Genomic DNA, 21,089 nt, shown 5'->3' on the forward strand with positions numbered 1-21,089 from the left:
GTATTATGTTGATGAGAGCAGCGCCAACATTTCGTTGGCCATGTCACCTTAAAAGCCGTTTTTCACCTAGTTCGATAATTGCTTATCGAGACTGCGATATGTAATTTTTTTGTGCATCGCAGAGGAGCGATATTATATCTAAATAATAAGCATAAAGTGGAATAGATGAGTGGGAACATCTAAAAAACTGACAAAACGCTCAATAAAATACCGAATTAGAGCATTGTTCTGAGGTTGTGGTTTCTTTTGTCTCTATTTTGATATTTTGTTTCACTGACTTTGGTTTGAGTGTGATGTGTGTCGAGTGGTTGTTTGATTGGCTTATTGAATGAAATAGAGCCACCTATTTGGTGGCTCTATTGGTTTGGTCGTTTTAACCAGTATTACGCATACCCGCGGCAATGCCGGCAATGGTCACCATCAAGGCTTCTTCAAGCTCTGGTGATGGCTGATCGCTCTGACGAGTTCGGTACAGTAACTCGGCTTGCAGCATATTGAGTGGCTCAACATAGATATTACGTAAGCGGATCGATTCTTGACCCCATGGATCACTCTGCATCAAGTTTTCGTTGTTCTCTACATTCAGCACCGTTTTGATGTCTTGCTGTAATTGAGAGCGCAGACGATCACCAAGTGGCAGTAATGCCTCGTCAGCCAAGCGTTCATCGTAGTAACGTGAAATGCCAATATTACATTTCGAGTAAACCATCTCTAGCATACCTAAGCGGGTAGAGAAGAATGGCCATTCGCGACACATCTCTTCTAATAGCGCTTGGTGGCCTTTATCAATTGAGTATTGAATCGCTTCACCTGCGCCTAACCATGCAGGCAATACCAGGCGGTTTTGGCTCCATGAGAAGATCCATGGAATGGCACGTAAACTCTCAACTCCGCCATTCGGATTACGTTTCGCAGGGCGCGAACCCAATGGCAATTTACCCAGTTCCAATTCAGGCGTTGCTTGACGGAAGTAAGGAACGAAGTCTGCTTCACCACGAACGACGTTACGGTAAGCTTCACAGCTTACTTCAGATAGTACGTTCATCAGATCGCGCCACTCTTGTTTTGGCTCTGGTGGTGGCAGAAGATTCGCTTCCAAAATAGCACTCGCGTACATGTTGAAGCTGTTGACTGCGACTTCAGGAAGGCCAAGCTTAAAGCGGATCATTTCACCTTGCTCTGTTACGCGTAGGCCACCTTTCAAGCTTTTTGGTGGCTGAGACAGTAGCGCTGCATGTGCTGGCGCACCGCCACGGCCAATTGTACCGCCACGGCCATGGAACAAGGTCAGTTCAACGCCTTCTTCTTCGGTGACTTTAACTAAAGACTCCATCGCATGGTATTGCGCCCAACCTGCGGCCATAACGCCAGCATCTTTGGCTGAGTCAGAGTAACCGATCATCACCATTTGATGATTCTGGATAAAGCCACGGTAAAGGTCGATACCCATTAGTTGCTTAATCACCGCTTCTGCGTTGTTCAAATCTTCAAGAGTTTCAAACAAAGGACAGACGTCCATGCGATAAGGACAACCAGATTCTTGTAGCAATAAGTGCACTGCCAGTACATCTGACGCTGTGCGTGCCATTGAGATGACATAAGCGCCAAAGGCATCGCGCGGTTGAGCGGCGATGATTTTACAAGTATCGAGGACTTCTTTCACCGCTTCAGATGGCTGCCAATCACGTGGTAGCAATGGGCGTTTTGAGCTCAATTCTTGGGTTAAGAAAGCAACTTTATCTTGCTCACTCCAATGGTCGTAATCACCAATGCCAAGGTAGCGGGTCAGTTCAGATAACACATCGGAATGGCGCGTACTTTCTTGGCGAATATCGAGGCGAACTAAATGAACACCAAACGCTTTAACACGGCGTAGGGTATCAAGTAGTGAACCATCAGCAATCACGCCCATGCCACATTCGTGTAGTGATTTATAACAAGCCAGCAGTGGCTGCCAGAGTTGTTCAGCACTTTGCAGTGGCGCTTTAACGGCAAGCTTTTGGCCGTTAATTTTTGCATCTAAGATATCTTTGGTATCGTTGAGCAACTGACGTAAATCTTTTAGTACCGCGCGGTATGGTTCGTGCTCGTCATCACCCGCTAACTCACGTACATCGTCGTTGCAGCGAGTCATGGATAGTTCGCTAACTAACTCATTAATATCGTTAAGATAAAGATCAGCCGCTTTCCAGCGTGACAGCAGCATTACTTCACGGGTGATGGTGTGCGTCACAAATGGGTTGCCGTCGCGGTCACCGCCCATCCAAGATGAGAAGTGCACAGGACGCGCATCAATCGGTAAGCCTTCACCAAGATGTGATTTTAGGCGTTCGTCCATTTCACGTAGGAAATCAGGTACCGCTTCCCACAGTGAATTTTCTACTACCGCATAACCCCATTTCGCTTCATCAAGTGGGGTTGGGCGTTGTTGGCGAATCACATCTGAATGCCAGCTTTGTGCGATCAACTGCTCAAGGCGACGCTCTGTTTTATGGCGCTCTTTAGCCGACAGATCACTCAATTCGAGTTTAGACAGACATTCGTTGATCTTGACCAACTTGTTGATCATGGTGCGGCGGGTAATTTCAGTTGGGTGCGCAGTCAGCACGAGTTCGATATTGAGATCGCGTACCGCTTGGGCCGTATCTAATTTGCTGATGTCATTTTGGCTGAGTTTTGAGAACAGAGTATTGAGTGCATCCGGCTCACAAACGTGTTCATCACAATGGCGTGAAATCGTATGGTACTGTTCCGCCATGTTGGTTAGATTTAAGAACTGGTTAAATGCGCGAGCAACAGGTGTTAGCTGCTCATTAGGCAGGCTTTTAATTTCTTCAATCAAGCCATCACGGTCTGCTTGGTTGCCTGCACGAGCGGATTTGGAAAGTTTACGAATCGTCTCTACTTTCTCAAGAATTGCCTCTCCATGAGCGTCCTTGATCGTATTGCCGAGCAAGTGGCCTAACATGCTCACATTGCTTCGAAGTGCAGAGTATTTCTCGTTCATTATCGTCCTGCCTTGTAAAAAAATTACATCCATTGTTCCCTGTTAGATAGACAATCTAGCTAAAAATATCGTGTCGAGTCAATTGCCACAGCATAAGTTTGCGAAAATTGTGCAATAGAATGAGAAGAAAGGATTGAACACAATTTGGTCTAAATTACTGAAAATTTATTACAAATAGTCATTATCCGACAACTATTTGTACGAGTGCTAATTGGCTGACTACACCAGTTTACGAATTATTAACCAGTGGCAATATACCTCTTTCGTCGCTCGAGAAAAGCGGGGAGATCCCCGCCTTTGATATTGAGTTAGGTTATTTTAGTCAAAGCAATATTGATGGATCGCCTTACTCAAAATATTGATGGTCGGGTCAATAAACTCGAAAGCAAGAAACTCATCCGGCTGGTGCGCCTGTTCGATTGAGCCAGGCCCGAGCACCAGTGTTGGGCAAAGTTGGCTTAAAAATGGGGCTTCGGTGCAGTAGTTAACAGTTTGCGATGGGGTTTGGCATAGCTGTTCCATACCGGCAACGAAAGGATGGCTGTGCTCGCATTCAAATCCCGGTACAGCATCATGCAAAGGTGTCACCTCAATCCGATTTGGCCATTTGGCTTGTACTTCTTTTAGCGCGCCGCGCAACATGTTGTCGAGGCCATCTAAACTGATCCCCGGTAGTGGGCGCACATCATAATGCAGCTCACAGCAGCCACAAATACGGTTGGCACTGTCGCCACCATGGATATGACCAAGGTTGAGCGTTGGGCTTGGGATAGCAAAGCCTGGGTGGTGATATTCCTTGATGAGCCTGTCGCGCAGTTGCATTAGGGCAAATAGCACTTCATGCATAATTTCAATCGCGTTGACCCCCAGCGCAGGATCAGACGAGTGGCCTGATTTACCTGTCACGCGCACCGCATTGGCAACATGCCCTTTGTGGCCGCGAATCGGCACTAAGCTGGTCGGCTCGCCAATAATGCAGTAATCCGGTTTGAAAGGGGCGTTATCGGTAAAGTGCTTCGCGCCGAGCATGGAGGTTTCTTCATCGCAAGTTGCCAAGATATAGACGGGCTTGGTTTGCTTGCTCCAATCGATTTTCTTGACCGCTTCGATAATAAAGGCGAAGAACCCTTTCATATCCGCGGTGCCTAGACCATAAAAACGATTATTAGCTTCGGTCAGCGCATGAGGTTCAAAATTCCAGCGGCCCTCATCAAAAGGTACGGTATCGCTATGGCCTGCCAGCAGTAGACCGCCTTCGCCTTGACCTTTCTTAGCGATTAGGTTGAATTTCCCTGCTGCCGCTTCGACCATTTCAACCTCAAAGCCAACATCTTTAAGCCATGTCGCCAATTTTTCGATAACGAGCTGGTTGCCTTCATCCCAACTCGGATCTGAAGAACTGATAGAGGAGGTCGAAATTAGGCCGCTGTAGACCTCTTTAAAACTCGGTAATTGCATTTTATCTTCGTTTCCCTGTTGACAGAATCACACTAAGAAGGTAAAAACATATTAAATCATTTTTAATGAATAAAAAATCATTAATGAACGTTTGAAATAGTTTTTTAGTCACCTTGTGGGTGGCCAATATTAAAGAAATGGATGTCTTGAAATGCTGAAAACGACCATCATAGGTGCAACAGGTTATACCGGAGCTGAACTGGCACTGATGGTGTATAAACACCCAGAGCTTACGCTAGCAGGTTTATATGTCTCCGCCAATAGTGCCGATGCAGGAAAACCTATCTCATCACTCCATGGCAAACTGGCGGGTTTGGTTGACGATAAAGTTCAGCCATTAACCGATGTTGCTGAAGTGGCTAAAAACGCGGATGTGATTTTTTTGGCCACCGCACATGAAGTGAGCCATGATCTTGCCCCTGAATTGCTTAAGCATGGTTGTCAGGTATTTGATTTATCCGGTGCATTTCGTGTTAAGAAACAAGGCTTTTACCCACAATTCTACGGCTTTGAACATCAACATGAATCCTTGCTCGATGGTGCAGCGTATGGCCTTGCAGAATGGGCAGTCGATGAGATCAAACAAAGCCAACTAATTGCGGTTCCGGGTTGTTACCCAACGGCTTCACAATTGGCGATCAAGCCACTTGTCGATGCCGGTCTTATCGATACCAATCAATGGCCAGTAATTAATGCCACCAGTGGTGCAACGGGTGCTGGTCGTAAAGCGACGCTTAACAACAGTTTTTGCGAAGTGAGCTTGCAAGCTTACGGCGTATTCTCTCACCGTCATCAACCGGAAATTTCATCACACCTTGGTTGTGATGTGATTTTCACGCCGCATCTGGGCAATTTCAAGCGTGGTATTTTTGCCACCATTACCATGAAGCTAAAAGCGGGTGTCAGTGATGAACAAGTGGCACAAGTTTACCAAGCGGCTTATCAAGACAAGTTAGCCGTTCGTTTGGTTGAGGGCGTGCCTAAGTTGCAAAACGTTCAGTTTACTCCTTTTTGTGATATCGGCTGGAAAGTGCAAGGTGAACACATTATCACTTGCGCAGCGATTGATAACTTACTCAAAGGTGCATCGAGTCAAGCGATGCAGTGTTTGAACATCCATTACGGATACCCTGAGTTAACCGCGCTGATTTAATCAGTGCAAGGAATGGTTATGACAGATAACAAGCAAACTCCATTAGTGATTAAACTCGGCGGCGCAGCCTTGTCGTGCAGCAAAACGCTTAGCCAACTGTTTGGTGCAATTGCTCACTATCAAGCTCAAGCTCAGCGCCCAATCGTGATTGTTCACGGTGGTGGTTACTTAGTTGATGAGTTGATGGCGAAGCTGCAACTGAAAACAGTCAAGAAGCAGGGTTTACGCGTCACGCCTTACGATCAAATCCCACTGATTGCGGGAGCATTGGCAGGCACGGCGAATAAACAGCTACAAGGGCAAGCGATCAAAGATGGTTTGCAAGCCGTCGGTCTGTGTTTGGCGGATGGCGGTTTGTGCCAAGTCGTTGAACTCGACCCTGAGTTGGGTGCGGTGGGTAAAGCTTCACCGGGTGACTCTGCGGTACTGCAAGCGATTCTTGCTGCTGGCGCATTGCCGATTATTAGCTCTATTGGTTTAACCCAAGGTGGCCAGCTGATGAATGTCAATGCAGACCAAGCGGCAGTGGCCGTCGCGGGGGCATTAGATGCTGAGTTGGTGTTGCTCTCCGATGTGAGTGGCGTGTTAGATGGAAAAGGGCATTTGCTATCAAGTTTGGATGAGCAAACGGCCAACAAACTGATTGAAGGCCAAGTGATTACCGATGGCATGATCGTCAAAGTGAAAGCGGCGCTTGAAGCGGCTAATGATCTTGGACGACCTATCGAAGTCGCCACTTGGCGTTACCCAGAAAAATTAGCCGAGCTTTTTGCTGGCAAAAGTATCGGCACACAATTTTTGCCGCAGTCATAAATAACAAGGATTAATGCTTAAGCACAGGATGCTGCTTAGGCTTGGAGAGTTAACATGAGTAAAGTAAACGTAAATAAAGTAGTGGTTGCCTATTCTGGTGGTCTGGATACCTCAGTGATCATCCCATGGCTAAAAGAGAACTATGACTGTGAAGTAGTCGCTTTTGTGGCCGATGTCGGTCAAGGTTTCTATGAGCTTGAAGGGATTGAAGAGAAGGCGATCGCGTCAGGTGCTTCAGAATGTTACGTGGTTGACCTAAAAGAAGAGATGGTTGCTGACTACATCTTCCCAACCCTGAAAACTGGTGCTTGCTATGAAGGTAAATACCTATTGGGTACGTCAATGGCGCGTCCAATCATTGCTAAAGCACAGGTTGAAATTGCACGTAAAGTTGGCGCAGACGCTTTGTGTCACGGTTGTACCGGTAAAGGTAACGACCAAATCCGTTTTGAAGGCGCCTTTGCCGCTCTTGCTCCGGATCTCGCGGTCATTGCTCCTTGGCGTGAGTGGGATCTGGTGAGCCGTGAAGAGTGTCTTGATTACCTTGAAGCGCGTAACATCCCTTGTTCTGCTTCAATCACTAAAATTTATTCACGTGATGCGAACGCATGGCACCTTTCAACGGAAGGTGGCGTACTAGAAGATACATGGAATGCAACCAATGCTGATTGTTGGGCTTGGACAACTGATCCTGAGCAAGCGCCAAACGAAGCGGAATATGTGTCACTGAAGATTGAAAAAGGTGAAGTGGTTGCGGTTGATGGTGAAGCGATGACGCCATACAACGCGCTAGTGTACCTAAACGACAAAGGTGCAAAACACGGTGTTGGTCGTATTGATATCGTTGAAAACCGTCTAGTGGGCATGAAGTCTCGTGGCTGTTATGAAACTCCGGGTGGCACTATCATCATGGAAGCTCTGCGCGCGGTTGAGCAGCTCGTACTGGATAAAACCTCGTTTGAGTTCCGTGAAGAATTGGGTGTAAAAGCATCACATCTTGTATACGATGGTCGTTGGTTCACGCCACTTTGTAAGTCGATTCTTGTCGCAGCAGAAGAGCTAGCGCAGGATGTTAACGGTGAAGTTGTGGTGAAACTTTATAAAGGCCAAGCAGTTGTTACGCAAAAACGTTCAGACAACAGTCTGTACAACGAAGAGTTTGCAACCTTTGGTGCTGATGAGGTTTACGACCAAAGCCATGCTGGCGGCTTTATCCGTCTGTACTCACTATCAAGCAGAATCAGAGCGCTAAACGCCGCGAAAAAATAGTGAGAGGTTACCAATCTGACGAGTAAATTGGTTATCCGTCAGATTGTCATAAGCTCGGCGGAGTCCGAGCAGCCAAATTTGGATCTAGCCATCTTTTTGGTTAGATCCTTTGATTATTCAGGAGAGATGCAATGGCACTATGGGGCGGTAGATTTACCCAAGCAGCAGATACCCGTTTTAAAGATTTCAATGATTCCCTTCGTTTCGATTACCGCTTAGCGGTGCAAGATATTGTAGGCTCTATTGCATGGTCAAAAGCATTGGTGACGGTTAATGTCCTTTCCCAACAAGAGCAACAGCAGCTAGAGCTTGCTCTTACCGAACTAAAAGCCAGTGTTGAAGAGAATCCAAAACAAATTTTAGCCTCGGATGCAGAAGATATTCACTCATGGGTTGAGCAGCAACTGATTGCCAAAGTGGGTGATTTGGGTAAAAAACTGCATACCGGCCGTTCACGTAACGATCAAGTCGCGACCGATTTGAAATTGTGGTGTCGTGAACAAGCAGAAGTACTGCTCAGTGCACTAGAGCAGCTGCAACAGCAAATGGTTAAGGTTGCGCAGGCACACCAAAGCACCGTATTACCGGGCTATACCCATCTACAACGCGCCCAGCCAGTGACGTTTGCGCATTGGTGTTTAGCGTATGTAGAGATGTTTGAGCGAGATCATTCGCGCCTTAAAGATGCCGCTGAACGTTTAAATACTTGCCCACTGGGTTCAGGCGCACTTGCCGGTACGGCTTACCCAATGGATCGTGAGCAGATTGCACACAACCTTGGTTTTAGTCGCGCGACACGTAACTCGTTAGATTCCGTTTCTGATCGTGACCATGTATTAGAACTGATGTCGGTGGCGTCGATTTCAATGCTGCACCTCTCTCGTCTGGCTGAAGACATGATCTTCTATAACTCAGGTGAAGCGAATTTCATTGAATTAGCTGACACGGTGACATCGGGTTCATCGTTGATGCCGCAAAAGAAAAACCCAGACGCGCTGGAGTTGATTCGCGGTAAAACGGGTCGTGTGTATGGTTCGCTGGCAGGCATGATGATGACAGTTAAAGCCTTGCCATTGGCCTATAACAAAGACATGCAAGAAGACAAGGAAGGGCTATTTGATGCGCTTGATACTTGGTTTGATTGTACCGTGATGGCGGCACTGTGTTTTGACGGTATTAAAGTCAACGCAGAGCGTACATTGGAAGCGGCGCAACAAGGCTATGCTAACGCGACAGAACTGGCCGATTACCTGGTTGCCAAAGGCATTCCATTCCGTGAAGCGCACCATATTGTTGGCGTTGCAGTGGTAGGGGCGATTGAAAAAGGCAGTGCATTGGAGGAGTTATCTTTGGCTGAGCTAAAAGCATTCTCTCCAGTGATCGAAGAAGATGTCTATGCCATTCTGACCATTGAGTCTTGTTTAGCGAAGCGTAATGCGCTCGGCGGCGTCGCTCCTGAGCAGGTCGCTTTTGCCGTAGAGCAAGCGCAGGCGCGTTTAAAGTAATACCATTCGCCTGAATGGCTACTGACAAGGTACTAATGGCTTGCGTAAGCTTATGATTTTATTTCGATTGAAAGAAAGATCAAAAAAGATCGAGAAAAAATTGAACCATCAGGAAAAAGCCCGGTCTATATGAATACCACTGCTTTTTCTTAGATGAATCTAAGAGAGCCCCGAAGTCTAGTATTGATTTCGGGGCTTTTTTCTTTCCCCCCCTGCCTAATTGAAGCCACAACGTCGTTAACCTGCATTCGAAAACCTCATCACATAGTAGATCTATGCTCAGAGGCTTTTCTCACTTGATTGCCTAGCTGTGATTCCAATTAGTTTGGGGGGAATTTTTGAGTATTAAATAGAAGCTGCTGCCTAATTGAAGCCACAGCGTCGTTAACCTGCTAACCCTTAGCTCAATTGATAATTTAATGCCTTGTCATCACAGACTATTTTCTTTTGTTCGATCGCAAAGGAATCACCACCCAGCGCATCCAAAAATGCAGTATCAGTAAGCCACTAAAGCTCGCAATCGCGGCTAGCAAGGCGATAGATTCGATGCTTTTCGGCGTATCTCTAAATGCTAGCCACCAGATTGCGCTAGCGATGATCGACAGCTCTGTTAATTGGTAAACACAGCGCATGCAGCGGCCAATTTTTTTCCAAAACCAGTTTTGTTGGCAGTATGAGCAAGCCATAGAGGTTGAGCGCCTACGAAATCAAAAGGGGAGGGCGCTATTGTAGTCCTAACTGGTCATTTTTGACTAATCACAGCTTATGCAATGCAGTGATGATCAAAAATGAAAAGTAATCTTGGTGATAAATTCGTAGCACGTCATTGGTGTACCTTTACTGCTGTAAAAATAATCAAAACAAGCTTTGCTCGCAAATTAGCGAGACAAGGTGAGGAGAAGTAAAGTGACGACAGAATTAAAAGCCGCCTTAGTGATGGGGTCAATCTGGTTTGTGATTGGTGCAACGGCCATCGTGACTGTTAGCTTGCATGCCATGCATTAATGCTCACGCATTGATACTAGATAAAACAAAGCCTCGCAATTACGAGGCTTTTTTTATTCTCGATGTTTTATTCCCGATGTTTTGTAGCGAGAAGGCGTTATGATTAACAGCCAGGGCCACAATCTAGGCAGTGCTTGATCATCTCTGGACCTAGATTTAGTTTTGCGTTTAGGTCACGTAGTGCAGTACGAACCCCTTCTTCAATCACTGGATGGTAGAAAGGCATATCGAGCATTTCTGATACCGTCATTTTGTTCTGGTGCGCCCATGCTAATAGGTGCGCTAAGTGCTCAGCATTTGGTCCCATCATCTCGGCACCAAGGAAGCGACCTGTACCTTGCTCACCATAAACATGCAGTAAGCCTTTGTTACGTAGCATAACGCGTGAACGACCTTGGTTCTCAAATGAGACTTCACCAATAGCGAAACAACCACAAGTGCCTAGGCGAGCTTCGATTTGCTTACGCGTTTCACCGACCATCGCAATTTGCGGGTCAGAGAAAACCGCTGAAATCACTGAGCGGCGCAGACCTGCTCGCATATCAGGGAAGCGACCAGCATTGTCACCAGCAATTCGCGCTTGGTCAGCCGCTTCATGCAATAGTGGAATCTGGTTGCTCGCGTCACCCGCAATAAAGATGCTCTTCACTGATGTTTGCAGTGTGTAGTAATCCGCCGTTGGCACGCCACGCTCATCTAACTCAAGCGAGGTCTTTTCAATATCCAGCTTATCGACATTTGGACGACGACCCGTTGCCGCCAACACATAATCAACCACGAAGGTTTCGAGCTCTCCAGCATGATTGATAAATTGAATTTCAACCTTGTCTGCTTCGCTTTCATTGGTTGCCGCAATGCGTTTCATGCTTTCTACTTGCACGTTTGGATCAAGATAGAATTCTTCTTGGAACGCTTTGGTTGCGTAAGCCATCACTTCTGGATCCGTCAGCGGACCGACTTGACCACCAAGGCCAAAGACTTTCACTTTTACGCCTAAGCGGTGCAGCGCTTGGCCTAGTTCAAGACCGATCACGCCAGGGCCAAATACCGCCACTGATTCTGGCAGATCATCCCAATCAAATACGTCATCGTTAATCACAAGGCGATCACCAAGCTCATTCCAAACCGCAGGGTAAGCAGGGCGAGAGCCTGTCGCAATCACAATGCGGTCTGCTTTAATGATGGTGTGGTCATCAACCATGAGCGTGTTGTTGTCGATAAATTTAGCAAAGCCTGCCACTTTATCTTGTGCTGGGATCTCATCCACCCCTTCAAGCACAAAACCAACAAAGCGGTCACGTTCGCGTTTAACTCGGTCCATTACTTCACGACCATTGATGATGATTTCGCCTTGAGGATGAATACCAAAGCCCGGCGCTTTTTCGATCTGGTGAACACTTTCAGCAGCCGCAATCAGCAGCTTTGATGGCATGCAACCCACACGTGCGCAAGTTGTGCCGTAAGGGCCACCTTCAATCATGACTACGCTATCAGTATGTGCTTTCGCTGCACGATAAGCACCAAGACCGGCCGTACCACCGCCGATAACGGCAACATCAACAGTTAATTGTTTCATAATGGATTCTCGCATTTAGTTCTCTACCGATAGTTGAACCGATTAGAGAGAAATTTATTTCGTTAATCTATTTCATTAAATCTAGATAAATAGAGACCCTTCGATAAGGATTGCTACTTATCTAGATTGGAATTCAGGTTTGTTGGGAGTAAATCCCAGACCATTGAGGTCTGGGATAATGATAGGCCAATCATCGTTGGTGATGACTTGCCTATCAGACTAAGAGATTAGCCTAGGTATGTTTCTAGCTCTTCGCTACCACCGATGTGTTTACCACCGATGAAGACTTGAGGAACCGTCGTGCGACCAGAGATAGCACGTAGACTTACTGTTGTAGCGTCTTTACCTAGTACCACTTCTTCATAGTTCAGACCTTTATCAATCAGGTTCTGTTTCGCTTTCATACAGAAAGGACAGCCAGGTTTAGTAAATACCGTGATTGACTCTTGCTCTTTGTGCTCAGGTGCAATGTAGTTCAACATTGTGTCAGCATCAGAAACTTTGAACGGGTCGCCTGGTACGTCTTCTTCGATAAACATTTTTTCTACCACGCCGTTTTTAACCAGCATGCTGTAGCGCCATGAACGTTTACCAAAACCTAGGTCGTTTTTATCAACTAGCATACCCATGCCGTCTGTGAAATCGCCATTACCATCTGGGATGAAAGTGATGTTTTCCGCTTCTTGGTCAGCTTTCCATGCGTTCATTACAAACGTGTCGTTTACTGATACACATAGAATGTCATCTACGCCGTTCTCTTTGAATACAGAGTAAAGCTCGTTGTAACGAGGTAAGTGGCTTGAAGAACACGTTGGTGTAAATGCACCTGGTAAGCTAAATACGATTACCGTTTTGTTTTTGAATAGTTCGTCAGTGGTTACGTTAACCCATGCATCACCTTGGCGAGTTGGGAAAGTAACTTGTGGTACCGCTTGACCTTCTTTAGATGCAAACATAATTGTTTCCTTAATAATTGGATAATTCGGTTCAGAGCTTAATCTTTTTTGCCGCTCTGTTTCGTTTTGTTGAGCCCATTATTATAAAAAACTTTTGATAGATCTAATCGTTTAATGCTATGGTTTTGATAGTTAATTCCTATTAAATCTATTTGTACGGGATTTAGATAATGAATATTCGTGATTTTGAGTACCTTGTTGCATTGGCTCAACATAAGCATTTCCGCAAAGCCGCCGAGGCTTGCTATGTGAGCCAGCCTACCTTGAGCGGGCAAATTCGTAAGCTAGAAGACGAGTTAGGTACGACCCTACTAGAGCGTAGCAGTCGTAGAGTATTGTTCACCGATGCCGGATTGCAATTGGTCGAGCAAGCCAAAAAAATTCTCAGCGAGATAAAATTATTTCGAGATATGGCCAGCGATCAAAGTGGTGCAATGACTGGCCCAATGCACATTGGTTTTATTCCTACCGTTGGGCCGTATATTCTGCCGCGTATCGTGCCAACCTTAAAAGAGCAGTTTCCAGAACTGGAACTTTACCTGCATGAAGCGCAAACACAGCAATTGGTGCGTCAGTTAGAAGAAGGTAAGTTGGATTGTTTGGTCTTGGCTTCGGTTGCAGAGACGGCGCAATTCAAAGAGATTGAAGTGTACAGTGAACCACTGAGTGTGGCGGTGCCTTGTGATCACGAATGGGCACAACTTGATGAAATCGATATGCTAGAGCTCAATGGTCGCACGGTTTTGGCTTTGGGTGATGGCCACTGCTTACGCGATCAAGCATTGGGTTTTTGCTTTGCCGCAGGGGCGAAAGATGACGAACGCTTCAAAGCGACCAGTCTAGAAACCCTGCGTAATATGGTGGCCGCAGGTGGCGGTATTACGTTGCTGCCACAATTAGCGACACCGAAAGAAAAACAGAAAGATGGCGTCTGCTACGTGCGTGCAGTCAATCCCGAGCCGACGCGCAGCATTGTAGTGGCTTACCGTGCAGGTTCGCCATTTAAAGCGCGCTTTGAGCAATTGGCGGCGACAATTAAAGAAAAACTGTGCCTATAGCACCTTATGAGTAGATAAAAAAAGGCTGACGAAATATCGTCAGCCTTTTTGTTTATCGCTACTTAGCCAGTGAAGTGCAGCTTAGAATAACCCTTCACTTTCATCACTGGTGTAGATGGTGTCGGTGAGTTCTTCAGAGACATACTCCGTAGGCTGGTGGCCTTCGCGGAAGTATTCAAACATTGAACTGCCATCAAATTTGTTGGTGAGTAGGCCTGAGTCGCGGTCGATACGAATACGTACAATCCCTTCTGGAATGGCTTTTTCTTTCTCAGGAGAGAGAGAGAGCGCTGTGCGCATAAAATCAATCCACGCAGGTTGTGCCGTTTTCGCACCCGCTTCAGCACCGGTGATCTGGTCTTTGCCTAGATTCGCGTTGCGAGTGGTGCGGCCTAGCTTGCGGCTATGATCATCAAAACCAACCCAAGCGACAGCAACCACACCAGGGCCATAACCGTTGTACCATGCATCTTTGGAATCGTTTGTGGTACCGGTTTTACCACCAATATCGCGACGTTCCAATTTTTGACCGCGCCAACCAGTCCCGTTCCAGCCAGTGCCTTCGCGCCAGTTGCCGCCACCCCAAATATTGCTGTACATCATTTCACGTACTAAGAATGCCGACTGTTCAGAGATCACTTGTGGTGCATATTGTGGCTCTTGCGCCACCGCCTCACCGTTAGCATCTAGCTCAGTTTCCAGCGCAATATCTTGCTCATTGAAATCATTCGCCGTTGGGTTGATTTCAGGACAATCTTGCTGACAAATCTGTTTTGGTGTTGCTTGGTATTCGATATCACCGTATGGGCCAGCAATATGATCAATGTAGAAAGGTTCTACGTAGTAACCACCATTGGCAAATACCGAGTAGCCTTGTGCCATCTTCATTGGTGTTAAGCTACCCGCACCCAATGCAATCGTTTCAGAACGCGGAACTTCATTAATATCAAAACCAAAACGAGTGAGGTATTGGCGCGTTTCGTCTAAGCCCACTTCACGTAAGACACGAACGGCCATAACGTTTTTCGACTGTGCGAGACCAACACGTAAACGAGTAGGGCCCACGTAAGTTGGTGGTGAGTTCTTTGGACGCCACGCGGTGCCTTGGCTCTTATCCCACTGGTTGATCGGTGCGTCGTTGATCAGGGTTGCTAGAGTTAGACCCTTATCAATTGCTGCAGAGTAGATGAATGGTTTGATACTTGAACCAACCTGACGGACAGACATGGTCGCACGGTTAAATTTGTTGTGGACGAAGTTAAAGCCACCTACTAACGAAAGTACCGCACCATCTTCAGGGTTCATGGCAATAAACGCGGTGTTTGCATTTGGCACTTGGCTTAGTTGCCAATGGTAAACCACATCGCCTTTTTCTTGCTGAGTTTCGATTTCACGTACCCAGATTTGCTCGCCTGCGGCCAGAATATCGCTGGCTTTATTTGGCGCAGCACCTTGGCGTTCGTCAGTTCGGAATTGACGCGCCCACTTTAAACCATCCCAAGCTAGAGTGGTTTCGCTTTCACGTTTGATCACGACAGTCGCTGTTTTGCCTTCCACCTTAGTGACAACTGCCGGGATCAGTTCACCGTAGGTAGGGACGTTTTTCAGCGTTTTCTCGATCTCTGCCAGTGACATTGGCGTTGCATCTGGTTTCCACAACACTTTTTCTGCACCGCGATAGCCATGACGCTCATCGTAGGAGAACAGGTTGTTGATTGCAGCGGTATTAGCGGCATTTTGTAGCTTTGAATTGACGGTGGTATAAACGTTCATACCCGAGGTGTAAGCCTCTTCACCGTAGCGTTCAACCATCCATGCACGTGCAAGCTCGGCCACATATGGCGCGCTTAACTCAATTTCTGCACCATGGTAGCGCGATAGAATCGTTTCTGAGCGTGCCTGGTCATACTCTTCTTGAGTGATGTATTTCTCTTCCAACATGCGCATCAGAACCACGTTACGACGGTTGGTTGCACGCTCAACGGAATAAATAGGGTTCATGGTTGATGGTGCTTTTGGCATGCCCGCTAATGTCGCAATCTCACTTAGAGTCAGATCTTTAAGATCTTTACCGAAATAGACACGAGCAGCAGCGCCAAAGCCGTATGAACGGTGACCTAAGAAGATCTTATTGACATACAGCTCCATGATCTCTTGCTTAGTCAGCAATTGCTCAATGTGAATCGCAATAAAGATCTCTTTAATCTTACGCATGATTTTCTTCTCGTTAGACAAGAAGAAGTTACGTGCGAGCTGCTGAGTAATGGTGCTCGCACCTTGCTTGGCAGAGCCTGACATCATAACCACGATAGCGGCACGCGTGATACCAATTGGGTCAATACCAGGATGGTCGTAGAAACGGCTATCTTCGGTCGCGATAAGAGCTTCCACCAAGTGAGGTGGGATCTCATCATATTTGACTGGGATACGACGCTTTTCACCAAACTGAGAAATCAGTTTGCCGTCTTGACTGTACACTTGCATTGGCGTTTGCAGTTTCACGTCTCGTAAAGTCGCTACATCTGGTAGCTCTGGCTTCACGTAAAGGTAGAAACCGAAAATTGTTCCCACTCCAAGAATCATGCAAACCAATGTGAAAATGAGCAATCGCTTTATGAACTTCACCGGATATTCCCTGATTGATTGGGCTAACTAGACCCTTGCCTAGTAACCTTAGCTAACAATTTAGCCTGCGTTTATTTTGTGCTCCAAGTGTCGGTGCATATGCTGTTTACGCACATTGAACCGACACTTGGAGCACAGCGAAATGAGTTTTTCATTTATCACTGGCATTGATATCGGTCACTACAGCATTAAAGCCGTCGTTCTCAAGCCAGTAAAAGGTACTCTCACGCTCTCGGCTTATCGAGAGTTGACAGTGGAGCAGAGTATTTTCTCCGATAACCACCTATTAAGTTATCAGGAAATTGTAAATAAACTAAAAGAACTAAGGAAGTCTTTACCGCTTTTTAGTCATAAAGTTGCATTGTCGCTACCTGACAATGCGGTCATTGCCAAACAGGTGCATATCGATAAAGGCTTATCTCCTCAAGAAAGGGATTATGCCATCATCGAGGCTTTTTCTCACCAGTCACCTTTGGAGCTCGATGAGCTCTCTCTCGACTATTGCCAATTAAACGCTGAAAAAGAATCCCATCCTTCGCACTTGATACAAGTGTATGCGACAAAAAAAGAACTGGTTGAGAACCGTCAGCGTATCTGCAGTAAGGCGGGCTTACGGCCAGTGTTATTTGAGGTACATGCGCACAGCTTAGTAAGGTTATGGCAAGCTGCATCACAACGAACTCAACGAGATCATTGGTTGATGATCGATGTCGGCCACACTCATTGCATTATGGTGATGGATCTTGTCGCGCCATTACCATTGACCAAAATATTGCCGATCGGTACTGCAACGGGCGCTGAATTTTTTGAGCAATTTATCGAGCGTATTGAGCGTCATTTCCCCTTGATTGGCGCGATGAGCGCCGCCAATTTGGCAGGGATTTGGCTCACGGGTGGGGGCGCAAACAAACAAGGGCTAGCAGAATCGTTGTCACATCGATTGAATCTAGCGTGTGAATTGCTCGACCCTTTGGCCTTATTTTCAGCAGACCACGAACCAGTAAAAACGCTACCAATGTCATCGACGCTAACCGCGCCAGGCTACTGTTTTGCTGCTGCGGTTGGTTTAGCACTCCTTGGCCGAGATTGGCAGGAGAAAAACCATGCTTGCTAGTATTAATTTGTTGCCGTGGCGAGAGCAGCGCCGCCGCGATCACGCTCAACGCTTTCTCATTCTGTTGGGGCTGAGTGTGCTGGTCAGTGGCTTAATTCAATATTCGTTGAGTTGGTCTCTCACCGAACAACAAACCGAGCAGCAACGGCGTTTGGATTTATTACAGCGCTACAGCCAGCAATTGGATGCCCGCTTAAGCCAATGGCAGACGCTTGAGCAGCGACATGAAATGATTCTTGGCCGGTTGAGCGTTATTGAATCACTGCAAATGCAGCGCAGTAAAATGACTCGGTTGATGAATGTGTTACCGCCGTTGATTCCCGAAGGGGTCTATGCTGATCACGTTTCTATTTCTGGGCAAAAAGTGGTGATGAGTGGCATCAGTGAAACCACCTCGCATTTGGCCACCATGCTTAACCGCTTAGAGCAGGCCATTGAACTGAGTGAGGTGGAAATGCATTCGATCGTGCATGACAAGCGACGTTTCGGCCAAAAATTTCAGACCTTTCATGTCTCTTTTTCTTTTACTCCGCAACTTGATACGCCATCGCAACGCAGCAGCCATATGCTTAACGGGGGCAAGTATGATTGATTATCGCGAATTGGACATTGAAGAGTTGCTTCAATGGCCGCTCTCGGTGCAACTGTTATTGCTGCTGACGCTGATCGCCGTACTTCAAGTAGGCGGTTATTGGTGGTCTATTAAAGGCGAGATGTTGCAACTGACACAGCTTAAACAGCAAGAGCAGAGCGGATTGAAAAGTATCCAGAGCAAAGTGAGCCAATTAGCGAGCAAGCCTCATTTATTGTCTCAGTACGATGAGGTGTCACAGCGCTATGCCGATCTGACTCACCAGTTTGTGCAAGAGAACGAATTAGCCACGATGTTGGCGGCAGTCAATGAGCAAGGTTTGCAAAACAATCTCACATTCAGTCGCATTGATTGGGGCAAACAAGAGTCTCAGGCCTTCTATGTTCGCCTGCCTCTTGAGTTTGAACTTACCGGGGGCTATCACGATATCGGCCGTTTTTCACAGGCAATTGCGGCGTTATCTCCGATGATCAATGTCGTCGATGTGAGTTGGCAGCGGGTCAGTCCGACTAGCCAAAAGTTGCATTTGCGAGCGCGTGCTTTTAGCTACCAATTAACGTTGCCGGTGAATGATGAAAACTAACCTCTGGCGAATAGCGGTGATCAGCACTCTGTTATTAGTGGGTTGCCGAGCGCATCAAGCCTCTTTAGAACATTTACGCGAGCCGATTCAATCACCACCACCTGATGTTGATGGCGAAGCTTGGAAAGTGAAACCACTCAATCTGCCAAAGAGCCATATTGAAGAGTCGTTTGTCGTCTATCACGCCTATTCCTCACGCGATCCCTTTAGTTTGCCTCCCATCGCTTTGTTGGCCGAATCACCCTTGTCGTTAAAAGCGTGTTGGCAGCCGAAAGCAATAACGATTCAGCATGAGTTGCAGCGTTATCCTCTGGAACAATTGCATCTCAAAGGCATGATCAGTCGTGATGCTCAATACACCGCTCTGCTGCAAACCCCGAATGGTAAGGTTATCGCCGTCGCCGAAGGGCAGCCTGTGGGCGTCAACTATGGTCGCGTGATGAGAGTCTCCGCCACACAGATTGAAATCAACGAAAGCTTGCCTGATGGATTGGGCTGCTGGAAGCGGCGTGAGGTCAAACTGGTGTTACAGCAACCCAGCTTAGATATTGAGAAGAATAAATGATTCAAGGATGGAAGGTGACTAATCAAAAGATGATGAGATGCTTACAGGTTATCTGCGTTGTTATCGTTGCCCTGCTCACGGCGCAGCCCCAAGCTTGGTCGATGAGCAATCAACTGCTTTCGGTTGATTTTCGTTTGGATGACACGAACCGCGGCAAAGTGATGTTGCAGCTTAGCAGCGATCAACTCGCGTTGGATATTCAGGAGGAGTCACAAGGTTTGGTGATAGAGCTGTTTGATACCTCGGTTGATGATGCGCTTTTATCACGCTTTGATGTGGCTGACTTCGGCAACAATGTTCAAACCATGGAGGTGTTTCGCTTGGACGACCGCGTGCGGGTGCACATTCAAATTGAGGGCCGCTTTGCTTATCAGCATACTCTTGATGGAGGTTTGTTAGAGTTAGTGTTCACCGAGGCTGAAAGCGAGGAAAAACACGATGTGAGTATGTTGAGCAAAGCCTCTGCCAATAAGATCGCGATTAATTTTCAAGACATTTCGGTGCGCAATGTCTTGCAGTTGATTGCTGAATATAATGATTTTAATTTAGTCGTATCAGATGCGGTGACTGGCAATCTCACCTTGCGACTGGATGATGTGCCGTGGCCACAAGTGCTAGACATTATCTTGCAAGTTAAAGGGTTAGATAAACGAATCGAAGGTAATGTCGTTCTGGTGGCACCAAAAGCAGAATTCGATCTGCGCGAGCAGCAACGATTAGAGAATGCCCGTATAGCAGAGCAATTAAGCGAGTTGCATTCTGACATCATTGCCGTCAATTTTGCTAATGCCAGTGACATTGCAGAGATGATTGGCGGCGGTGGCGCCATCAGTATGCTGTCTGATCGCGGTTCGATTACCGTTGATGAGCGCACCAATGCGTTACTCATTCGCGATTTGCCAAGCCATATTGAGATGGTTCGCAGCGTGGTGAGTTCGCTTGATGTCCCAGTTAAGCAAGTACAGATAGAAGCGCGCATTGTCACGGTAAACCAAGGCAGTTTGGATGAGCTTGGGGTGCGTTGGAGCTTAAATTCAACCACCGGCAACCTTGGCGCTACGCTAGAGGGCAATCTCAATCAGCGAGACTCGGATGGTCTGTTATCGCCAGGGGATAACATTGATGACTTTCTCAATGTTAATTTAGCCGCCACCGCGGGTCATTCATCCAGTCTTGCGTTCCAAGTGGCTAAGTTAGGCTCCTCAACCTTGTTGGATTTAGAACTGTCGGCACTGCAAAGTGAATCGAAAGCAGAGGTCATTTCGAGCCCACGCTTGATCACCACCAATAAAAAACCAGCCTATATTGAGCAGGGCACGGATATTCCTTTCCTTGAATCCACCTCAAGTGGTGCCAGCAGTGTTTCATTTAAAAAAGCGGTGTTGAGTTTAAAAGTCACACCACAAATTACGCCAGATAACCGCTTGATTCTCGATTTGAGTGTGACCCAAGATCGACCGGGCGAAGTGGTCAAAGTAGGTACGGGAGAGGCGGTGTCGATTAATACTCAACGTATTGGTACACAAGTATTAGTTGATAACGGGGAGACCATCGTGCTGGGCGGGATATATCAACACAGTGTGACCGATACTGTCGATAAAGTTCCTCTGCTTGGTGACATCCCATATTTAGGCGCGCTGTTTCGTCGTAGCTACCAACGAATGGGCAAAAGTGAGCTGCTGATTTTCGTCACTCCCAAAGTTGTTATGCAGTAATTGGAAAAATAAATTTGCATTAGATCCTCCTTACCCTGATAATTTCGGGTCTTATCACGAATTATCGGTGAGGAATCGGTGCCACAAGCATCTTC

15 protein-coding genes and 1 pseudogene are annotated in these 21,089 nt (G+C 46.8%); 10 read left to right on the forward strand and 6 right to left on the reverse strand.

Going from position 1 to position 21,089, the window contains the following annotated elements; genetic code table 11:
- Positions 1-373: 373 nt before the first annotated feature.
- Both ppc and argE read right to left on the reverse strand, forming a co-directional pair.
- Positions 374-3,007 (reverse strand): phosphoenolpyruvate carboxylase, encoded by a 2,634-nt coding sequence (ppc, locus tag RJD38_RS07660; RefSeq protein ID WP_005593672.1) that lies wholly within the window; start codon positions 3,005-3,007, stop codon positions 374-376.
- Positions 3,008-3,325: 318 nt separating this feature from the next.
- A complete protein-coding gene (gene argE, locus RJD38_RS07665; protein WP_005593673.1) occupies positions 3,326-4,465 on the reverse strand; it encodes an acetylornithine deacetylase in 1,140 nt (379 codons plus the stop codon).
- A gap of 151 nt (positions 4,466-4,616) precedes the next feature.
- Between argE and argC the strand changes: the two genes are divergently transcribed.
- The 4 genes and pseudogenes from argC to argH form a co-directional block, all read left to right on the forward strand.
- Positions 4,617-5,618 (forward strand): N-acetyl-gamma-glutamyl-phosphate reductase, encoded by a 1,002-nt coding sequence (gene argC / locus RJD38_RS07670; protein WP_367971159.1) that lies wholly within the window; start codon positions 4,617-4,619, stop codon positions 5,616-5,618.
- 18 nt (positions 5,619-5,636) lie between these two features.
- Positions 5,637-6,431: an acetylglutamate kinase gene (argB, locus tag RJD38_RS07675; protein WP_367971160.1), complete on the forward strand. Its 795-nt coding sequence runs from the start codon at positions 5,637-5,639 to the stop codon at positions 6,429-6,431.
- Positions 6,432-6,485: 54 nt separating this feature from the next.
- Positions 6,486-7,700 carry an argininosuccinate synthase gene (locus RJD38_RS07680; protein WP_005593676.1) on the forward strand — a complete coding sequence of 405 codons (1,215 nt, stop codon included), beginning with the start codon at positions 6,486-6,488 and terminating at the stop codon, positions 7,698-7,700.
- A gap of 131 nt (positions 7,701-7,831) precedes the next feature.
- Positions 7,832-9,199: pseudogene (argH, locus tag RJD38_RS07685) on the forward strand (argininosuccinate lyase); the annotation flags it as partial.
- A gap of 443 nt (positions 9,200-9,642) precedes the next feature.
- Here argH and RJD38_RS07690 read toward each other — a convergent pair.
- The 3 genes from RJD38_RS07690 to RJD38_RS07700 form a co-directional block, all read right to left on the reverse strand.
- Complete coding sequence (locus RJD38_RS07690; RefSeq protein WP_367971161.1) at positions 9,643-9,891, reverse strand: DUF3624 domain-containing protein; 249 nt, start codon at positions 9,889-9,891, stop codon at positions 9,643-9,645.
- 422 nt (positions 9,892-10,313) lie between these two features.
- Positions 10,314-11,786 carry a dihydrolipoyl dehydrogenase gene (locus tag RJD38_RS07695; protein WP_009386407.1) on the reverse strand — a complete coding sequence of 491 codons (1,473 nt, stop codon included), beginning with the start codon at positions 11,784-11,786 and terminating at the stop codon, positions 10,314-10,316.
- 227 nt (positions 11,787-12,013) lie between these two features.
- Positions 12,014-12,742, reverse strand: coding sequence for a redoxin family protein (locus RJD38_RS07700; protein WP_005595733.1), 729 nt, complete (start codon positions 12,740-12,742; stop codon positions 12,014-12,016).
- Between the two features lie 170 nt (positions 12,743-12,912).
- On the opposite strand from RJD38_RS07700, the gene oxyR reads away from it, so the two are divergent.
- Complete coding sequence (oxyR, locus tag RJD38_RS07705) at positions 12,913-13,800, forward strand: DNA-binding transcriptional regulator OxyR (protein WP_005595730.1); 888 nt, start codon at positions 12,913-12,915, stop codon at positions 13,798-13,800.
- A gap of 81 nt (positions 13,801-13,881) precedes the next feature.
- Here the strand turns inward: oxyR and RJD38_RS07710 are convergent, their stop codons facing one another.
- The gene (locus tag RJD38_RS07710) at positions 13,882-16,425 is read right to left on the reverse strand and encodes a penicillin-binding protein 1A (RefSeq protein ID WP_367971162.1); all 2,544 of its coding nucleotides are present in this window, start codon (positions 16,423-16,425) and stop codon (positions 13,882-13,884) included.
- A 142-nt stretch (positions 16,426-16,567) separates the two neighbouring features.
- Here RJD38_RS07710 and pilM point away from each other — a divergent pair, with 142 nt between their 5' ends.
- From pilM to RJD38_RS07735, 5 genes are read left to right on the forward strand one after another with little or no spacing between them, the layout of a single operon-like run.
- On the forward strand, positions 16,568-17,539 hold the full coding sequence (gene pilM / locus RJD38_RS07715; RefSeq protein ID WP_367971163.1) for a type IV pilus biogenesis protein PilM: 972 nt from the start codon (positions 16,568-16,570) through the stop codon (positions 17,537-17,539).
- Complete coding sequence (locus RJD38_RS07720) at positions 17,529-18,131, forward strand: PilN domain-containing protein (protein WP_367971164.1); 603 nt, start codon at positions 17,529-17,531, stop codon at positions 18,129-18,131. Before pilM ends, RJD38_RS07720 begins: the two co-directional genes overlap by 11 nt.
- Entirely contained in the window at positions 18,124-18,714 is a 591-nt protein-coding gene (locus tag RJD38_RS07725; protein ID WP_367971165.1) for a type 4a pilus biogenesis protein PilO, read from the forward strand. Before RJD38_RS07720 ends, RJD38_RS07725 begins: the two co-directional genes overlap by 8 nt.
- Positions 18,704-19,279, forward strand: a complete 576-nt coding sequence (locus RJD38_RS07730; protein WP_367971166.1) for a pilus assembly protein PilP — start codon at positions 18,704-18,706, stop codon at positions 19,277-19,279. The genes RJD38_RS07725 and RJD38_RS07730 overlap by 11 nt, the downstream gene beginning before the upstream one ends.
- A gap of 29 nt (positions 19,280-19,308) precedes the next feature.
- Entirely contained in the window at positions 19,309-20,994 is a 1,686-nt protein-coding gene (locus tag RJD38_RS07735; RefSeq protein WP_367971446.1) for a type IV pilus secretin PilQ, read from the forward strand.
- Positions 20,995-21,089: the final 95 nt, after the last annotated feature.

Source organism: Vibrio scophthalmi (genome assembly GCF_040869025.1).
GTDB classification, from domain to species: Bacteria; Pseudomonadota; Gammaproteobacteria; order Enterobacterales; family Vibrionaceae; genus Vibrio; species Vibrio scophthalmi.